Raw genomic sequence first — 16,887 nt, forward strand, 5'->3', positions numbered from 1 at the left:
ATTTTTGCGACTTTGACCGCATAAAAACTATATGAACACACTCACTTTTATGATTCTGTGGTGCATTTTATTTGTCCTTTGCTGGCCACTCGCTCTGCTCGCTTTGTTGTTGTGGCCAATCGTTTGGTTGATTTCGTTACCATTAAAACTAATCGGCATTTCAGTTTCGGCGGTGTTTGCCTTGCTTAAAGCCGCGCTCTTTTTACCAGCCCGCCTACTCGGCTGGAAAGACAACCGAGCTCACAACGGCACCAATTAAGGTAAAGGAATTTAATTAGCAAAGCACCCGAACTGATGGTGCTTTGCATTGCAGCGAAGTTCATTCACCACTTAATGTTGTGGTGTTATTCGTCGTGGTGTAATCAATACAAGCAGGCTAAGTCAGTTTACGAATCAATGGTCCGAGCGTCAGACCTTGCACAATGATCGAGAACACGACGATGATATAAGTTAGAAATAATACCAAATCTCTAAATTCGCCCAACGGCAGACTAAGTGCTAAAGCCACTGAAATGCCACCACGCAGACCGCCCCAAACTAATATTTTGACTAAATGCGGCGCTATTTGAGCACGTAAACCGATCAACCTAATCGGCATACCAACACTGATAAAGCGCGCTGCAAGCACCACGACAATCAGAATAAAGCCAGCAATGACCCATTGCGCATCAAATGGAATAATCAACACTTCTAGACCAATCAAAGCAAATAGAATCACGTTGAGAATTTCGTCAATCAGTTCCCAAAAATCATCGATACTTTGACGTGTCTGGTCAGACATCGCATGCTGACGCAATACATTACCAGTAATCAAGCCCGCCACCACAACGGCGATTGGGCCAGAAGTATGCAAGTACAACGCCAAGCCATAACCCCCCATGACCAACGCAAGCGTTATCAACACCTCTACTTTGTAATTGTCGATACTGTTGATTAAATAGTAACCCAGCGCACCTAATACCAAGCCAAACAGAACACCACCAATCGCTTCTTCGGCAAATAGCAGTGCAACGTGACTGACTGTGATTTGTTCAGGATGCTGTAGTAACAATAACAACACCATAAACACCACAACGCCAACCCCATCATTAAATAATGACTCGCCGGCGATGGTTGTCTCAAGCTCTTTGCTAACACCCAAACGTTTCACTGTTGCCATTACGGCGATTGGATCAGTCGGCGAGATAAGAGCACCAAACAACAAGCAATAGATATATGGTAGGTGGCAGTTTAATATTGCCAGTAGATAATAGGCCGCAGTCCCCACCAAAAAGGTCGAGGTACAAACGCCCACAGTGGCTAGACTGATGATGATCCACTTCTGATCACGCAAGTCAGACAAATTGACATGCAATGCACCAGCAAACAACAAGAAACTCAGCATGCCGTGCAGCAACGTCTCGTTAAAATCAATGCCGCCGAGAAGCTGCTGAGCCGCTGAATGAAAATCGCCCAAACCAAGCAAATCCAAAACGGTTACCAATAGCGACACCAGTAAGGCAATCACCATCACTCCAATCGTCGTCGGCAACCCGATAAATCTATGATTTATATAGGCAAATAGCGCGGACACACTAATCAGAACTGCCGCAATATCAATAATATTGTACACGGGATTACAGCAACTTCTCGATGTCAGCCCGCATACCTTCAGGCTTGTCGGTTGAGGCATAACGCTTCACAACTTCACCGTCCCGATTAATTAAAAACTTGGTGAAATTCCATTTAATTGATTCAGAACCTAAGACGCCACGCGCTTCCTTTTTTAGGTACTTAAACAAGGGATGAGCCTTGCTACCATTAACATCGATTTTCGAAAACATCGGAAACGAAACACCATAGTTCAGCTGACAGAATTCTTCGATCTGCCCATCGGCTCCCGGATCTTGCGAACCGAACTGATTGCAGGGAAAGCCTAATATCACCAAACCTTTCGCTTCTAAATCATTGTACAAACCTTCTAAACCTTCAAACTGAGGTGTGAACCCGCACTTACTAGCGGTATTCACAACGACCAAAACTTTACCCTCAAAGTCGGCAAGGCTGATTTCTTCACCACGAATATTGGTGGCGCTGTATTCATAAATTGACATATTAAATCTCCCGCTCTTCGCGGATTCCAAAACTAATGTAATGTTCTATAGCCGCAGACTCAGTAGTGATACCCGCCGCGCTAAGGTCTTCGTGAAGGGCTAAATAGCGACGCCAGTCAAATCCCGACGGCGCTTCAATTTTATATGCCCTTGGCACCGTCTCAAAACGTCCAAATTCGAGATAATGGCGAATCACCAAACGCTCGTTATAAAACACATCGGGGGTCAAATCCGGATTTAGCCGCAGGTACATTTGCCAATCTAAATCCGCCGGAACCAAGTGAATTTCCTTTGACGCTGGCCGTTCAGGCACATCGTTTGCGTCGTAGTTGAACAATTCAAAATCAGCCGCGTATATTCGCTGCACGAGTTCGCGCGCTCGAGCACTGCGATAGAAGTCTTGTGGCTTAGGCGCAAAGACTAATTCATCGAGTTCTGCCACGGTTAGTTGCGCGGCATCGGCATAGTCCACTTCACCGTAAAACGACGAATTGTGTTTGGACGATTGTGCCAGTTTTGTTAAGGCGTGATCAAGTTGCGCCTTATCATGTTTAAACACACGCTTAAACACGTGCTCAGAGTGGCGCTTAAAACCACTGATATCGCCATAATACTGTACACCAAAAGCACCATTTGGCTTTTGGCCGAACCATTTATAACGACGACTAGCGTTGGTCACCACGGGACCAGCATACGCAAAGTAAGCTTGTGACTGGACGTGCTCATCTCGGTGACTATCCGGCACGCTTTCTAGATACTCCAAAAACTCAATAAAGTTATTTGGCAAGGCATCCACCGGTGGATCGCGATCGAGCATAGCCTGCATGCCAGCATTACGGGCATAAACGTATTGATCCAGATAGGCACTAACGATGCGCAGATATGGGTTACGCGTAATCGTGTAGGTAAAGTAATCGCTGTAGTCGCGATCAGCCTGATAAGGCTGTATTTCATGCAGGTTGTGATAATGGTCGAGTGACGCTTGCTGAGTATCGCTCAGTTCATTCTTATGAACCTCCAAATACAATTTTCGCAGCGACGTGCACCCCGACTTTGCCGAATACAGCAAAATGTAGCGATATTTATCATTGACCACTGGAATCATGTCAGCCTCCGGTGGCGCTCATATGGCGCATAATCGTAATGTCATTCGGATCAAAGGTATGCTTTTCAGGTTTACGTTGCATGGCCTGCATAATAGCGGATTGCAGCTCGTCGGGATTGTCGCGCACGATTGCGCGTAGATCTAATGAGTGCTCATTTCCCAGACATAATAGTAATTGGCCTTCGGCAGTAACCCGCACTCGATTACAGCTCGAGCAAAAGTTATCGCTCATTGGCGAGATGAATCCAACTTTGGTATCACTATCGGCTATCTGCAAATAGCGCGCTGGACCGCTGGCTGCATCCTTGTAATTTGATGCCTGCAGGCAAAAGTGTTCAGCTAACTGTTGGCGTACTGAGGCGTTATCTAGTGCGGTATCGACTCGGTCATGACTACTGATTTCACCTAACGGCATTTCTTCGATAAACGCAATATCTAAGCCGTTATCAACCGCAAATTGAGTTAATTCAACGACCTCATCATCATTGGTTCCTTTCAGTACCACCACATTGAGCTTAATTTTTTCGAAGCTCGCTTGTCGCGCCGCTTGAATCCCACGCAGCACGTCATCTAACTGCCCAAACCGCGTCAAAGTGGTAAATCGTTCGGCACGTAAGCTATCGATACTAATATTGATTCGACTCACTCCTGCGTCACGCAACGGCACAGCATATTGATCAAGCAATACACCGTTTGTGGTCATCACCAATTCACGCAAGCCGTCTAACTTTGATAAGTTTTGCGCTAACGTAAGTAAACCATTACGAACCAAAGGTTCACCGCCAGTTAAACGTATTTTCTCTACACCTAATGCTACAAAGGCCTGACTAACCAAGGCCATTTCTTCCAACGACAGTACCCGTGATTTCGGCAAAAAAGTCATGTCCTCGGCCATACAGTAGGTACACCGCAAATTACATCGATCAGTCACCGATAAACGCAAATAGCGTACCGTGCGACCAAACCCATCGACTAGTTGTCCCTCACTCATAGCACACCTCCGCGAAGCGGAAAGTAATCAACTAACTGTCCACACGCAATCGATTGATCCACCGATTGTCGAACCAAGCCATCTGCCCAAGCAAGAGACGACATAACACCACTGCTCAAATTGGCAAACGGTTGCGCCGTTAGTACACCATCGGATTCACGTATTAGACGGACCCGCAGGTATTCCTCACGCAAGGTCACCGGCTTATCAAAACCAGAGCGAATCGAGTAATAAGTAATATCCTGTGCCGCTTCACCTTGTAAAGTACGCAGCAGTGGCAGCGCTAATAGTTGAAACACCACATAAGACGACACAGGGTTGCCCGGCAGCCCCATAAACGGTGTGCCATCAATATGACCATAGGCAACGGGTTTGCCCGGCTTCATCTGCACTTTCCAAAGCTGCAGCTCACCTAGTGATTCAACGGCGGGCTTAATATGATCTTCCTCACCAACCGACACTCCACCACTGCTCAACACAACATCAGCGAGAGATGCTGCACGCGCAAGACCCGCTTGAGTTGCCGCTAAGGTATCTTCAACGATTCCACAATCAATCACTTCAAAACCCAGCAATTCGCAGAGCCCGCGCAGCAAGGGACGATTTGAGTTGTATATTTGCCCAGCCTGCAACGGCACACCTGGTTCAACTAATTCGTCGCCACTGGAAAAAATAGCCACTTTAAGCGGCTTAAACACGCTAACGTCCGATTGACCTATCGACGCCAACAAGCTCAAGTCGACCGGCGTTAAGCGCTTGCCAGAAGCCACAACTCGCGAACCCAATGCGATATCTTGGCCTTTGGGGCGGATATTTGCGTTCGCACTAGCCGTTTCGAGAAACGTGACGTGCTGTTCGTCGTATTGGCAATGCTCTTGAATCACCACTGCGTCGGCTCCCTCTGGAAGCACACCGCCGGTAAAGATACGAGCAGCCGTTGCAATAGCTAGCGGCTCAGGCGAAACGCCAGCAGGAATGCGTTGCGATATGGCTAATGTAGTGCCCTCACTCACCTCAGATGAGCGAACCGCAAAGCCATCCATCGCGCTATTATCTGACGGAGGAATCGCGAGCGTAGCGGGCACATCAGCGGCTGATACACGCCCTAACGCGGCGGTAACAGCAACCCTCTCAGCATCAGCGCATTGCTCGACAGACGCACAGATCATTTGCTGTGCTTGAGAAACCGAAATCATGCTTTGGCGCGAGTATGTGATACAAAATTACAGGGGCGGAAGCGACTGTCCAGCTGTTCTATCAGGATTCCCTCCCATGCCGTGCGGCAGGCACCAGTGGAACCAGGCAAACAAAACACCACAGTTTGGTTCGCCATGCCCCCAAACGCGCGCGACTGCACAGTGGACGTACCGATATCCGATAACGACAGGTGCCGAAACAGCTCACCAAAGCCATCTATGGTCTTATCAAACAGAGGTAAGAGTGCCTCAGGCGTACTATCGCGCCCAGTAAACCCCGTACCTCCAGTCGTAATAATTGCATGAATCGCTGGATCAGCGATCCATTTGGACACCGCAGCGCGCATCAAATAAATATCGTCAATCACGATTTCACGGGCCGCTAAATGATGCCCCTGTGCAATCAATTTATCGACCAAATATTGACCGGATGTGTCGGTCTCTATGGAACGCGAATCAGACACCGTCAACACAGCGATACTTAGTGGAATCAGAGTAGTTTCTGCTGTCATGTTAAAGCCTAATTTATACCGGTTAATGTGACTTTCAATGTATTTACGAAGTGCCTTGCGAGTTGGGATGCGCATTGCCGTGAGTATTATTAGCGTCACTCGGTTCGCCCCAACGCTTCGCTGCGTCACAGTCTGTCTGCTTCAACCCCAGCCATTGCTCCCCCGAAGTACCAACTTCTTTCTTCCAAAAAGTAGCTTGAGTTTTTAGGTAGTCCATTACAAATTGCGCGCCGTTAAAGGCGTCTTCGCGGTGTTTACTGGCCGCAACCACTAACACAATTTGTTCACTGGCGGCGATCTTACCAACCCGATGCACGACGCGAACCGCATCTAAGGAAAAGCGCTCGCGAGCCTGCTCTACAATATCTTGGCACAACGCTTCCGTCATACCTGGGTAATGTTCCAATTCTAGATAGTCTATGTTTGCGGCCGTCTCAACCTCAACCAGCCCTGCTTGCTGATAATTTTGCGCACTCACAAAGTCTCGCACCAAGCCGACAAACATCACCACCGCGCCAGCATGAGGTGCTGCGGCGCGAACAAAGTCGTAATGCTCAGTCACAGAAAAATCAGTCGACGTAATAATAACGTCCATTAGCCACCTGACACCGGAGGTAAAATGCCGACTTCGGCCCCCTCCTCCAATTGCCCTTGCCATCCGGCATATCGATGGTTAATCGACACCATTGCGCTTTGATCTTGCAGTTCGTTGAGAAGCGCATCAGGTACATAGCCTTTTAAGCCCGTAAGCAGATCACTGGCCAGCGCCATGTCACCAAGCGGAACCTCAACCGAATTAGTCCCAGCCATTTCTCGCAGATGGGCAAAAAATAACACTTTAATCATTCTCTTGAGACTCGCTGCGTTGCCATTCACCGGACTTTCCGCCTTGCTTCTCGAGCAGGCAGGTTGATTCAATTACAATACCTTTATCCAATGCCTTACACATATCATAAACCGTAAGCGCGGCCACCGATGCACCAGTTAACGCTTCCATTTCGACCCCGGTTTGACCATTTGTGGTGCAACGCACGATAATTTCGAGCCCAGATCGATATTCTTCGATTTGTACGGTTACATTCGTCAGCGGCAATGGATGACATAGCGGAATCAAATCACTGCATTTTTTAGCGGCCATAATGCCGGCAATGCGCGCGGTCGCCAGCAAGTCACCCTTAGCCAGTCGTTGCTCACGAATTTGAGTCAGTATAGCGGCGCTCAAGCGCACGCGAGATCGAGCCAACGCGACGCGTTTAGTGGTGTCTTTATCGGACACATCGACCATGTGCGCTTCACCAACGGCATTCAAATGAGAAAAATTTGTCATGCTTTGAATGCTACTTAAAAGGCTTCATTGATACAACAAACAACGGCGGCTATTCAACGATTTAGCATGTATGCCAGTGATCGGACTAAGCATGAAGACAAGCCAATAGACATTAAGCTTCATAAAATAGGCAGTTATTAAAAATCCTCCGCTTAACATTAATTCTTATAAGCAAAACGAGATAACATATAGCAAATTATTCTAAAAATATGTGGGTCGCCGGTTTACAAAAAGGCGATGGCTCTATACCCTTTCGGCGTGAAATATCAAGGCCTAGAGTGGGTTTAACGCAAGCGCTTTGTTAAATCGAAAGACAACCTGACACGCGCCAAACGCGCAGAGAATTTGATGGCAGCAAACATTCAAGAAGTAGAAGTTTTAACCGTACATCACTGGAACGATACCTTATTCAGTTTTACCACAACTCGTGACCCAGGCTTTCGATTTCTAAACGGCCAGTTCATCATGATTGGTCTCATGGTTGACGGCAAGCCATTGATGCGCGCGTACAGCATTGCGAGCGCTAACTATGAAGAGCACATGGAGTTCTTCAGTATCAAAGTTCAAGACGGGCCACTTACCTCTCGTTTGCAGAAAATTCAACCTGGCGACAAGTTACTCACCAGCACCAAGCCAACTGGCACACTGCTGGTAGACAATTTGAAGCCTGGCAAAAACTTGTACTTATTGGCAACCGGTACCGGTCTAGCGCCGTTCATGAGTGTTATTAAAGACCCCGAGGTCTATGAGCGCTACGACAAAGTGATCTTGACGCATGGGGTTCGTGAAGTCTCTGAGCTCGCCTATCAAGACATTATTAATGAATTACCTGAGAATGAATTCTTTGGCGAAATGGTTAAAGGTAACTTATTGTACTACCCAACCGTAACGCGCGAAGACTTCCACACGCAAGGCCGTCTGACTGACGCCCTAACCTCCGGCAAGCTCGCTGAATCCGTTGGCCTGCCGCCGGTGAACGTAGAAGATGATCGCTTTATGTTATGCGGCAGCCCATCCATGTTAAAAGACTTCTGTGTGATTCTAGACGGCATGGGCTTTAAAGAAACCATCCGCTCAGACATCGGCGAATATGTGATCGAACGGGCTTTTGTTGAAACCTAAGCAGTAGAAACCTAAGCAGTAGAAACCTAAGCAGTAGAAACCTAAGCAGTAGAAATCTAAGCAGTAGAAATCTAGGCCGTGAAAAATTAAGCAGCTAAAGCCTCGAGCGTAGTGGCTTAATTACCCGTCATACATCAAAAAGCCCGCATAATTGTGGGCTTTTTTTGTGCCATCACGATAAGTCTATCGGTACTCGATGTCGCACTGGAGACGACTTCACAATCGCCGTATTGGTCTCGGCCAGATCATGAAATGGGTCAAGTATGTCGTCTAATTCAGTAATAGAATAGAGCGCTAAGCGAGCAATAAAGCAATCATCACCAGTAACTTTATCGCACATGGTGAATCTAATTTGTTTCGCCAACATAGCCTCAACTTGTTTCAGTGCGCCGGGGCGCGGCTTAATCCGCACAATAGCTTCAAACGCGAAGCCCAATGCGGCTAAGTCTACCTCCACTGAGAATCCCCGGATCACACCGCGTCGCTCTAGACGCTTAAGGCGTTCATTCACACCGGGCGCCGACATTCCAATCTGCTGCGCTAGTTCCGCAACACTAACACGGCCATCAGTGATGAGTCGTCGTAGCAATTGGCGGTCGACCCCATCCAACTTAACTTTATTATCTAAAGACATAACATTATTTCACCTTACTATAAAAGTAATATTTACATTATTAACTAACTATAGTTATTCTAAAAGCCACTTTTAACTTTTATAGTAGATCCATATAAAAGCCAATTACCACTCCCTTATGAAAATTCGAAAAATCTCAGCTTTCTCCGATGGCGCAACTGGCGGCAACCCTGCCGGCGTTGTGTTGTGCGAACAACTCCCTAGCACGGAATCAATGCAAGCCACTGCGGCAGCCGTAGGGTATTCCGAGACCGTCTTTGCGAGCCCACTCAAAGACTCAAGCGAATGGCGAGTACGTTATTTTTCTCCAGAATCTGAAGTCCCGTTCTGCGGCCACGCGACAATCGCACTGGGCGCTGCCTTGGCTGAACAACATGGTAATGCCACGTATCAACTCAAGCTAAACCATGGGCAGGTCGCGGTAAGTGGCGAAGTCGACGCCGACCGCTTTAAAGCATCACTGATTTCTCCACCGACGCACAGCCAAACCATAGACGCGGCTGAAATCCAAGCCAGCTTAGCTCTATTCGGCTATCAGCAAGATCAACTCGATACGCGTATTGCACCAGCGCGTATTAACGCCGGCGCCAATCACTACCTCTTCGCGCTCAAGACACAGGCTGATTTATCCGCCATGCAATACAGCTTAAGTGAGGGAAGAGCATTTATGCGAGACCGAGATTTAACCACCATAATGCTAGTACAAATACAGAGTCCGCAGCTTTTTTTGGCGCGCAATGCCTTTGCGTCGGGCGGAGTATTAGAAGATCCGGCCACTGGTGCAGCAGCAGCGGCGTTTATGGGTTATCTACGTGACATTGCCTGGCCGAGTGGCGGTCAGATCCAAATCAACCAAGGCGATGATATGGGCGCGCCCTCACGTATCACTGCAGAGCACCTCAAGCACTCAAACCTAAGCGACCCCAACATAAACCGCTCACCGACGCTCGAAAAAAATACTTCAAACGTCGGCGAGTCGATCAAGTTAAGCGGCTTCGCGCACTACATTGTGTGAGCCAATACAACGCTTTATGTGAGCGAGGCAATCAATCTAAATCATTCTTCGCGGCTAACAAGTAAACCAATGGCGCATTCCAATTAATGGCGATCTCATTGGTTGAATAGCTGCACACTGTGTCAGCATAATTAGTCGCGGGTTGATCGCCAGGATACGGGCATTTATCTTGCCGGCCGGTGTGCGGTCCGCCGGCTAAAAACCCAGGCACTGGCACCGGAGTAGCATCGGCAACAGATGGCCGATGATGAATGTTAAGCGGCGTAAGGTCGCCATAGCCGGTCACAAATGAATAACCAGTGGCGTTGCGTCCTAACACGTAGTCGAGCGTGCTAAAAGCGGCGTCTCGATACTTCGTGTCACCGGTAAGACGATAGGCCTGCAACAATAAGAACCCATTATTCAAAATATTCGAATTACTGCCCCATTCAAAATCTGACGCTTCGGCGGCAACCGCATAAGCCGACTCGGTAAACACTTTTACTTGAGTATCTGCAGCTGCAATTAACTTGCCGCTAAGCTCGGCGTACGATTGATCTGACAACAGTTCTTCAGCCCCGTTAATCAACGACGCATAGGCTAGCACAGCAACGCGCGGCCAAGACAAGTCTCCGGACGGCACCACATCATGCTTCAAAAATTCACCAAAATAACGTCGATCTTTAGTCAGCAAAAATAACTCTACCGCCGCCCAAGCAAATTCATCACTGGCATCTTTATCGCCGTATTCGCCAGTTTTGATATCGTCGGGCTGCTGGTACAAAGCTGTTGGATTGTCCGACGCCCACTGGAAAGCCCGAATAGCATTGTCTTTATAGCGCGCTGACAGGCCAGGGAATTGTGTCTCAAACCCCCGCATGATACGGCTCGCAACGGCCATTACCGCTGCATAATCAAGTGCAGCGGTGACCGACTTGCCGATAATGTAACGGTCGCCGTGTTCATCGCTGGGCTGCACATCCATCGCCGAGAATCGTTTAAGAGTTAGCTTGTGATACACACCACCATCCAAATCTTGCATCGACTCCATCCAATCGAGATTCCACTTAATCTCATCGATAATATCCGGAACTTGATTTGCGGATTCTGGAATATCCAGCACCACCGTTTGATAAAAATCCGCGAAATGCTCGTAAGCCGTCAGCAAGGTGTAAGTCGATATGCCTGAGTTAACAATGTACTTTCCGTAATCGCCAGCGTCATACCAGCCTTTAGGTGACGATAAGATGGTGCCTGCCGGACGTGCCTTAGTGGCCGCCGACTCATGCACAATAACGGCCGTATCAGGATGTCCCGCCGCACGCGCATGTTGCCCTGCATACTGTGCTTCAATTGGCATGCCAGAACGATTCAAGTAGTAGGACTTCAGCGCGCCTTTGTGAACACCGCCGAGTACCGTATCACCAATCTCAAACGGGTATGAATCTCCAACCCCAGCTACCCGAACTAGATAACTCCCTGCTTCGCGAAACCCAGAAAAATTTGCTTGTTGCACGGTTTCATTAGAGAACTCCCAAAACAATGGCGCACTCAAGTCGCCGGAGAATACCGTCACGCCATCAGTCACACGCACGACATCGAATTTACTTGCCGCACTGGCGACGTCATCAACCGGCACAATCGCCACTTTGCGTGCAGCAACCGAATAACCGATTTGGTTTACTTTTATTGGCGCACTTGGAGCCGCCGCAGCTGGCTGTATAGCTAGACTGTCTTGCGACTCTCGATTGAGACCAGACTGTGAACCGCAAGCAGTCAACACGATTCCAGTCGCGACCACTGCGCTCCAACGAGTTCGATGCACGAGTGTTCGAAGGTTATATTTCATTATTATTCCTCGATGATGGGTTACTCTCCTCCCCGTTTCACTCTACCTTGAATCAGCGTCGCTGAGAACCCCATTTATCCAACGCCCGATATCTTTTATTTGCGGCATGATTACGTTGTGCTCCATTGGGTATACCTGCCAATTAACCGCATACCCCAGCTCTTTCAGATGCCCAACGCTGGTCTCGCCAAGCGATACCGGCACCACTGGATCGAAACTACCATGGCTGGCAAATATCGGCGTGGTTAAGTTGACAGCCGAATGCGCTTGCTTGCTTTGTTCGGCAAACGGCAGATACGTTGACAGCGCCAAAATACCGCCTAGCTTATGCTGACTACGCAAGCCAGTAAAATACGCCACGGCACCACCTTGGCTAAAGCCAGCAATAATTATGTGGTGACTTGGTATACCGTCGTCAATTTGCGATTGAATCAAGGCTTCTAGCAAGGTTTGCGATTCCGCCATACCTTCAGCATCTTGCTTGTCTTTAATGTCGACACCTTTGATGTCGTACCAGCCCGGCATCCGCATACCACCATTGATGGTAATCGGCCGATCTGGCGCTTGCGGAAAAATAAATCGTATGGCTCGGTCTGTGCGCAAGCTTAGTTCAGGCACGATGGGCGGAAAATCATCAGCGGTAGCGCCTAATCCATGCAGCCAGATTACCGCGAATTCGACCTTGCCTTCGCCATGTACGAGTTCAATAGAGTTTGTTTGAAGGGACATAGTAGATAGTTTTTTATTTGAAGAGGGAGTAGCACTGAAAGCCTGCGTTGCTAACAGCGCGAAGAATAAACTGATCACGGTAGTCATCAACGTGAAGCGCGCCAGACGCGACCAAGTGTGAGGCATAACCAAGCCGCCTAGTTTATGTGCTGCCACGGAAACCCACCGAGAGTGCGATTATTCAGCCGCACCTGAGATTTCACGAGCCAGCAATATCGCAGCTAATTTAGCCCGCTCGAGCAAGCTTTGTAATGAAGATTGCTCACGCGATGAATGGGCACCGGTGCCGTCAACACCTAAACTATCAACGGTCGGCAACCCGACATTTTGCGCAATGGAACCATCAGTCCCACCACCAGAGTAACGCGTGCCGACAATCGGTGCACCAACCAGACTGGATATTCCCATGGCATCTGCGATCAGTTTGTCCACTTGGTCATCTTGCGCCTTAACCGGCCGATGTAGCACTGACCATGATTCAATTGTCGGGAGGTTGGGAAAGCGTTCATTTTGCACGCTCGCCGTTGCGGTAATGCGGTTAATCTCAGCGACTAAGCGCTCGCCCTCACTTTGTGAAGGGAATCGCAAATCGATATACGCATCGGCGCAACCGGCTACGGTATTACGTTTTTCACCGCCTCGCATGACACCGGCGTTCACCGTGACGTTGCTTGAGTAGTCGGTCAAGGCTTCGATATCGATAATTTTATGGGCCAATTCCAAATTGGCCGAAACGCCATCGGCATGTGCTCCACCAGCATGAGACTCACGCCCAATAACTTTCAGTCTAACTTGACCAAGCCCCTTGCGCGCCCGGGTAAATTGATTCGCGCTGGTGCCTTCGAACACCATACCGACATCATGTTGTTGAGCTAAGGCCTCAATCAATTCACGCGACCCAAGTGAACCAATTTCTTCATCACTATTTAGCAATACAGTCAGGTTTGCATGATCGAGCAGCCCTTGCTCTGACAACGCCCGCAAAGCTGTCAACATAACGACAATCCCGCCTTTCATATCGGCGACACCGGGACCATGCAACGTGCCGTCAGGGTCTACTTGTAATGTCTGAAACTCGTCTTCATTTGAAAATACCGTATCCATATGCCCGTTAAGCAATATTTGACGACCGCCGGTAGCCCGTAGCTTAGCCACTAAGTGCGGCGCAATCTCAACATTACCTGCATCGCAACTCAGGGTTGCAATGGGGTCAGAATCAACAGTCTCCGTAGTAAAACCAAGACGGCTCAATTCCGCCGCTAGGATTTCTCGATATTGGTTTAAGCCAACAATATTATCGGTGCCAGTATTAAGCTCGACATGCGCTTTAAGTTCAGCCAACATATTCGCCTGCTGACCATCAATCCATTCCACCATTGCCTGCTCGTTGGTGCTTAATACGGTCTTATTGGGCGTCACATCACCACTAGAGTCATCCGCCATTGCTGGATTAAAAAATGTCGATGCTGCAAACACCAAGCCTGCAATTGCTAGTCTGTGGCGCATTATTTATTGATCTCCAATAGGTTGAAACTTAGCCACCAACATTGGCAACATTACCAAATTTGCAATCAACGCGGTGACCATTGCGATTGCTGTCAACACACCAAAATACATCGTTGGTACAAAGTTTGAGAACACCATAATGAGAAATCCCGCGGTAATCACAATCGTGGTATAGAACATGGCCTGACCAACGTTATTAGTCGCTGAGTCGATCGCCATCGCATTGTTGGCACGAACCGCCATTTCGTCACGATAGCGCGACACGAAATGGATCGAATTATCGACCGCTATCCCCACACTAATCGCGGCAATAGTAATTGTCATCAAGTCCAGTGGAATCGAAAATATACCCATAATTCCGAGTACCACTGCGGCCGAAAACACATTCGGCACAATGCTAATAAGCGCTAATTTAAAACTGCGGAATAACACAATAAACATCAAGAAGATCACAACAAACACAGTCCCTAACGTGAGGATTTGCGAGTTAAACAATGAGTTCAACATATTGTTGTATAACACTAACATGCCTGAAATATTAACCTGCTCGTCAGCCAGCCCGTGTTCTTCCACCAACATACTACGTATGTCTTGAATGAGTTGGTTTCGATCTAAGCCCTTAAATGTCTCAAAAACACGAATATTAATATGCGCTTGATTACCATCTTCAGACAGGTACGGGTCAATTAGCGTTTTCTTGTTATCGTCTGACAACACGGTCATCATGAACGACAAATCGATATTGTCCATCGGGCCTTGATCTCGCAGCCCTTCAAATACGCTCATACTTGTCGCCAAACTCATCACTTTTCCGGTCGATGGAATCGCGTCCAAAGAGTTTTGAATCGCCTTCAAGCGATCCAAGCCTTGCTTATTGAACCAATAGGAAGACAACACTAAATTGCCTGATTCGGTACCAGGTTCATCGTCAAACTCATCAAAAAAATCATCCTCGTCATCATCAGCTACCGACGCTGCCACCGCCGGAGTCGTAGCCGTTGCCTGAGCAAGGAACTCAGGTGGCGCATCTAAGATAATATCCAACGGCGTAGTGCCACCAAGCTTGGCATCAATCTCGACCATACCTTGGTAAATTTCAGTCTCCGGCTTGAAGTAATCGATAAAGCGATTCTCGACCGTTAAATTGGCAATCCCGTAACCCGCTGCACCTGCGACCAACACGAAAAACAGCGGAACTAACACTGCGCGGGTTTGCAGAGCCTGCGCACCATCCAAAATTAGCTTACTAATGGCATCGCGATTCTCCGTCACACTACGTGGTCGCATAAAAACGGCGAGCGCCGGAAACAAGGTAAACGTAGTAACTACTGCTACCACAATTCCTAAACACATAATCCAACCGAAATCGATAACTGGTCGGATACCGCTCACGATCAACGACGCAAACGCAACAATGGTAGTCAGTGCGGTGTAAATACAAGGAATAAACTTAGAGCGTACCGTTTCACTCAACAACGAGCGCTGATCATGATTGGGATGCAACTTTGCCAATTCACGATAGCGCACGATTAAGTGGATATTGAGTGACAAGGTAATGATCAACAACAACGAGAGAAAATTAGACGACACCACCGAAATCGGCCAATCAAGCAAGCCCAATAGACACACAATGATAAAGCCGGTCGCCGCACAATTGATAAGTGGCATGAAAACCCAGCCAAACTGACGGAACGCAATCGCAAGGATCAACACGATCACTAACAACGCGGCACCACCAAACGTAGCCACATCGGCATTGATGAAAGCCACCGAGTCAGCCACAATCATTGGCAACCCGCCGAGGAACAATTTCGCCTGCTGATCGTGCTCCAGCATGATGGCGCGTACTTGCTCGATCAATGCCGCTTGGCGAGCTTGCGCGGCCGCTCCTTTAACCTGATGCTCTTGGGTAACAGCCTTTAGCTCAGCGCGCAATTCAGGACTCAAAGCGCCCTTAGCTCGCTGCTCTCTAAGGGCATTGCGACGATCAAGTAACGTAAGCACTTCAGCATCGCCACGCAGCGACATTACTATCGCGGTAGTAGAAAAATCATCACTGACCAATAAATCACTATATAGGTCACTTTGAGTAAACTCGCGTTTCGCCAGTGCTCGATCCGTACGCTTATCCAATAGGGTTTGTGGACTCGTGGCCAACTCAGCCATGGTCACAGGCGGACTTTGCGTGAGTGGCGCGTCGATAATAGAAATGATCGACTTGACCAACTCCAACTTCAGTAATTTTTCGCGTAACACGCTGAGATCTTGAAGCGTCTCATCAGCAAATAACTCGGTTTCAGGCGAATATGTCAAAATGAGCATCTCGTCGCCGCTGTATTTGCTAACCACATCGCGAAAATATTTCAGCGACTTATCGTTCTCTAACACCAACGAATCAGAGGATGCATCCAAGCGAAACTGCGTTGCGTACGGCGACAATAGTGCCGCGATCAATACGAAGAATAGCAGTACCCATTTGGCGTTCTTGAACACGAGGGTATCGTAAATTGATTCAGACTTAGACATAGAGTGGTGTGTGATGGGTTAATTAATCTTGGCGAACATCAGTCAAAATTATCAGGTCAATGGTATACCGCGTTGACTACTCAACGTAGCTGATTTGCTTCAATCGTTGCCGCGAAAATAGCTTAGTGCTAAATGAAAAAACGAAACATCCGCGCGATAATTGCTTAGACTCTTTTTGACTTAAACGACTTCAGACCTAGACCATGGTGATGATGCTTCATACCGAAAGCGTGAGAATAACCAAATACGCTGAGCTTGTCTTCGATTGCAATTCAAAATTGCCCAAAGCGGTCTAATGCACGA

Annotated in this window: 17 protein-coding genes; 3 read left to right on the forward strand and 14 right to left on the reverse strand. The window is 48.1% G+C overall.

From position 1 onward, the window contains the following. Window positions 1-31: 31 nt before the first annotated feature. Complete coding sequence (locus DFR28_RS00375; RefSeq protein ID WP_113952324.1) at window positions 32-259, forward strand: hypothetical protein; 228 nt, start codon at window positions 32-34, stop codon at window positions 257-259. A 117-nt stretch (window positions 260-376) separates the two neighbouring features. Here the strand turns inward: DFR28_RS00375 and DFR28_RS00380 are convergent, their stop codons facing one another. The 9 genes from DFR28_RS00380 to moaC are packed head-to-tail and all read right to left on the reverse strand — an operon-like array spanning window position 377 to window position 7,224. Then, the gene (locus DFR28_RS00380; RefSeq protein WP_211316794.1) at window positions 377-1,612 is read right to left on the reverse strand and encodes a cation:proton antiporter; all 1,236 of its coding nucleotides are present in this window, start codon (window positions 1,610-1,612) and stop codon (window positions 377-379) included. 4 nt (window positions 1,613-1,616) lie between these two features. Next, window positions 1,617-2,093: a glutathione peroxidase gene (locus DFR28_RS00385; RefSeq protein ID WP_113952326.1), complete on the reverse strand. Its 477-nt coding sequence runs from the start codon at window positions 2,091-2,093 to the stop codon at window positions 1,617-1,619. Window position 2,094: 1 nt separating this feature from the next. Then, a complete protein-coding gene (locus DFR28_RS00390) occupies window positions 2,095-3,198 on the reverse strand; it encodes a sulfotransferase family 2 domain-containing protein (RefSeq protein ID WP_113952327.1) in 1,104 nt (367 codons plus the stop codon). A 1-nt stretch (window position 3,199) separates the two neighbouring features. Then, entirely contained in the window at window positions 3,200-4,189 is a 990-nt protein-coding gene (moaA, locus tag DFR28_RS00395) for a GTP 3',8-cyclase MoaA (RefSeq protein ID WP_113952328.1), read from the reverse strand. Next, window positions 4,186-5,385 carry a molybdopterin molybdotransferase MoeA gene (locus DFR28_RS00400; RefSeq protein WP_113952329.1) on the reverse strand — a complete coding sequence of 400 codons (1,200 nt, stop codon included), beginning with the start codon at window positions 5,383-5,385 and terminating at the stop codon, window positions 4,186-4,188. Before DFR28_RS00400 ends, moaA begins: the two co-directional genes overlap by 4 nt. Next, window positions 5,382-5,897: a molybdenum cofactor biosynthesis protein B gene (moaB, locus tag DFR28_RS00405; protein ID WP_113952330.1), complete on the reverse strand. Its 516-nt coding sequence runs from the start codon at window positions 5,895-5,897 to the stop codon at window positions 5,382-5,384. Before moaB ends, DFR28_RS00400 begins: the two co-directional genes overlap by 4 nt. 43 nt (window positions 5,898-5,940) lie before the next feature. Next, a complete protein-coding gene (locus tag DFR28_RS00410) occupies window positions 5,941-6,492 on the reverse strand; it encodes a molybdenum cofactor biosynthesis protein MoaE (protein ID WP_113952331.1) in 552 nt (183 codons plus the stop codon). Then, window positions 6,492-6,743: a MoaD/ThiS family protein gene (locus DFR28_RS00415; protein WP_113952332.1), complete on the reverse strand. Its 252-nt coding sequence runs from the start codon at window positions 6,741-6,743 to the stop codon at window positions 6,492-6,494. The genes DFR28_RS00410 and DFR28_RS00415 overlap by 1 nt, the downstream gene beginning before the upstream one ends. Beyond that, entirely contained in the window at window positions 6,736-7,224 is a 489-nt protein-coding gene (gene moaC / locus DFR28_RS00420; protein WP_113952333.1) for a cyclic pyranopterin monophosphate synthase MoaC, read from the reverse strand. Before moaC ends, DFR28_RS00415 begins: the two co-directional genes overlap by 8 nt. A gap of 348 nt (window positions 7,225-7,572) precedes the next feature. Between moaC and DFR28_RS00425 the strand changes: the two genes are divergently transcribed. Further along, on the forward strand, window positions 7,573-8,346 hold the full coding sequence (locus DFR28_RS00425) for a ferredoxin--NADP reductase (RefSeq protein ID WP_113952334.1): 774 nt from the start codon (window positions 7,573-7,575) through the stop codon (window positions 8,344-8,346). A gap of 172 nt (window positions 8,347-8,518) precedes the next feature. Here DFR28_RS00425 and DFR28_RS00430 read toward each other — a convergent pair whose 3' ends face one another. Then, complete coding sequence (locus DFR28_RS00430; protein WP_113952335.1) at window positions 8,519-8,980, reverse strand: Lrp/AsnC family transcriptional regulator; 462 nt, start codon at window positions 8,978-8,980, stop codon at window positions 8,519-8,521. Between the two features lie 118 nt (window positions 8,981-9,098). Between DFR28_RS00430 and DFR28_RS00435 the strand changes: the two genes are divergently transcribed. Continuing rightward, complete coding sequence (locus DFR28_RS00435) at window positions 9,099-9,995, forward strand: PhzF family phenazine biosynthesis protein (RefSeq protein ID WP_113952336.1); 897 nt, start codon at window positions 9,099-9,101, stop codon at window positions 9,993-9,995. A 31-nt stretch (window positions 9,996-10,026) separates the two neighbouring features. Here DFR28_RS00435 and DFR28_RS00440 read toward each other — a convergent pair whose 3' ends face one another. From DFR28_RS00440 to DFR28_RS00455, 4 genes are all read right to left on the reverse strand, one after another. Beyond that, entirely contained in the window at window positions 10,027-11,823 is a 1,797-nt protein-coding gene (locus DFR28_RS00440) for a glycoside hydrolase family 9 protein (protein ID WP_113952337.1), read from the reverse strand. 42 nt (window positions 11,824-11,865) lie between these two features. Further along, a complete protein-coding gene (locus DFR28_RS00445) occupies window positions 11,866-12,552 on the reverse strand; it encodes an alpha/beta hydrolase (protein WP_113953356.1) in 687 nt (228 codons plus the stop codon). A 177-nt stretch (window positions 12,553-12,729) separates the two neighbouring features. After that, a complete protein-coding gene (locus tag DFR28_RS00450; RefSeq protein ID WP_113952338.1) occupies window positions 12,730-14,058 on the reverse strand; it encodes a M20 family metallopeptidase in 1,329 nt (442 codons plus the stop codon). A gap of 3 nt (window positions 14,059-14,061) precedes the next feature. Next, the gene (locus DFR28_RS00455; protein ID WP_113952339.1) at window positions 14,062-16,584 is read right to left on the reverse strand and encodes an efflux RND transporter permease subunit; all 2,523 of its coding nucleotides are present in this window, start codon (window positions 16,582-16,584) and stop codon (window positions 14,062-14,064) included. Window positions 16,585-16,887 lie beyond the last annotated feature (303 nt).

Origin of the sequence: Arenicella xantha (genome assembly GCF_003315245.1) — a bacterium.
Lineage (GTDB): Bacteria > Pseudomonadota > Gammaproteobacteria > Arenicellales > Arenicellaceae > Arenicella > Arenicella xantha.

Coding starts and splice junctions, on each gene's coding strand:
- DFR28_RS00415 (WP_113952332.1), bottom strand. CDS start 6,743: ATGATTAAAGTGTTATTTTTTGCCCATCTGCGAGAAATGGCTGGGACT.
- DFR28_RS00390 (WP_113952327.1), bottom strand. CDS start 3,198: ATGATTCCAGTGGTCAATGATAAATATCGCTACATTTTGCTGTATTCG.
- DFR28_RS00440 (WP_113952337.1), bottom strand. CDS start 11,823: ATGAAATATAACCTTCGAACACTCGTGCATCGAACTCGTTGGAGCGCA.
- DFR28_RS00410 (WP_113952331.1), bottom strand. CDS start 6,492: ATGGACGTTATTATTACGTCGACTGATTTTTCTGTGACTGAGCATTAC.
- DFR28_RS00425 (WP_113952334.1), top strand. CDS start 7,573: ATGGCAGCAAACATTCAAGAAGTAGAAGTTTTAACCGTACATCACTGG.
- DFR28_RS00435 (WP_113952336.1), top strand. CDS start 9,099: ATGAAAATTCGAAAAATCTCAGCTTTCTCCGATGGCGCAACTGGCGGC.
- DFR28_RS00375 (WP_113952324.1), top strand. CDS start 32: ATGAACACACTCACTTTTATGATTCTGTGGTGCATTTTATTTGTCCTT.
- DFR28_RS00450 (WP_113952338.1), bottom strand. CDS start 14,058: ATGCGCCACAGACTAGCAATTGCAGGCTTGGTGTTTGCAGCATCGACA.
- DFR28_RS00445 (WP_113953356.1), bottom strand. CDS start 12,552: ATGTCCCTTCAAACAAACTCTATTGAACTCGTACATGGCGAAGGCAAG.
- moaA (WP_113952328.1), bottom strand. CDS start 4,189: ATGAGTGAGGGACAACTAGTCGATGGGTTTGGTCGCACGGTACGCTAT.
- DFR28_RS00455 (WP_113952339.1), bottom strand. CDS start 16,584: ATGTCTAAGTCTGAATCAATTTACGATACCCTCGTGTTCAAGAACGCC.
- moaC (WP_113952333.1), bottom strand. CDS start 7,224: ATGACAAATTTTTCTCATTTGAATGCCGTTGGTGAAGCGCACATGGTC.
- DFR28_RS00385 (WP_113952326.1), bottom strand. CDS start 2,093: ATGTCAATTTATGAATACAGCGCCACCAATATTCGTGGTGAAGAAATC.
- moaB (WP_113952330.1), bottom strand. CDS start 5,897: ATGACAGCAGAAACTACTCTGATTCCACTAAGTATCGCTGTGTTGACG.
- DFR28_RS00400 (WP_113952329.1), bottom strand. CDS start 5,385: ATGATTTCGGTTTCTCAAGCACAGCAAATGATCTGTGCGTCTGTCGAG.
- DFR28_RS00430 (WP_113952335.1), bottom strand. CDS start 8,980: ATGTCTTTAGATAATAAAGTTAAGTTGGATGGGGTCGACCGCCAATTG.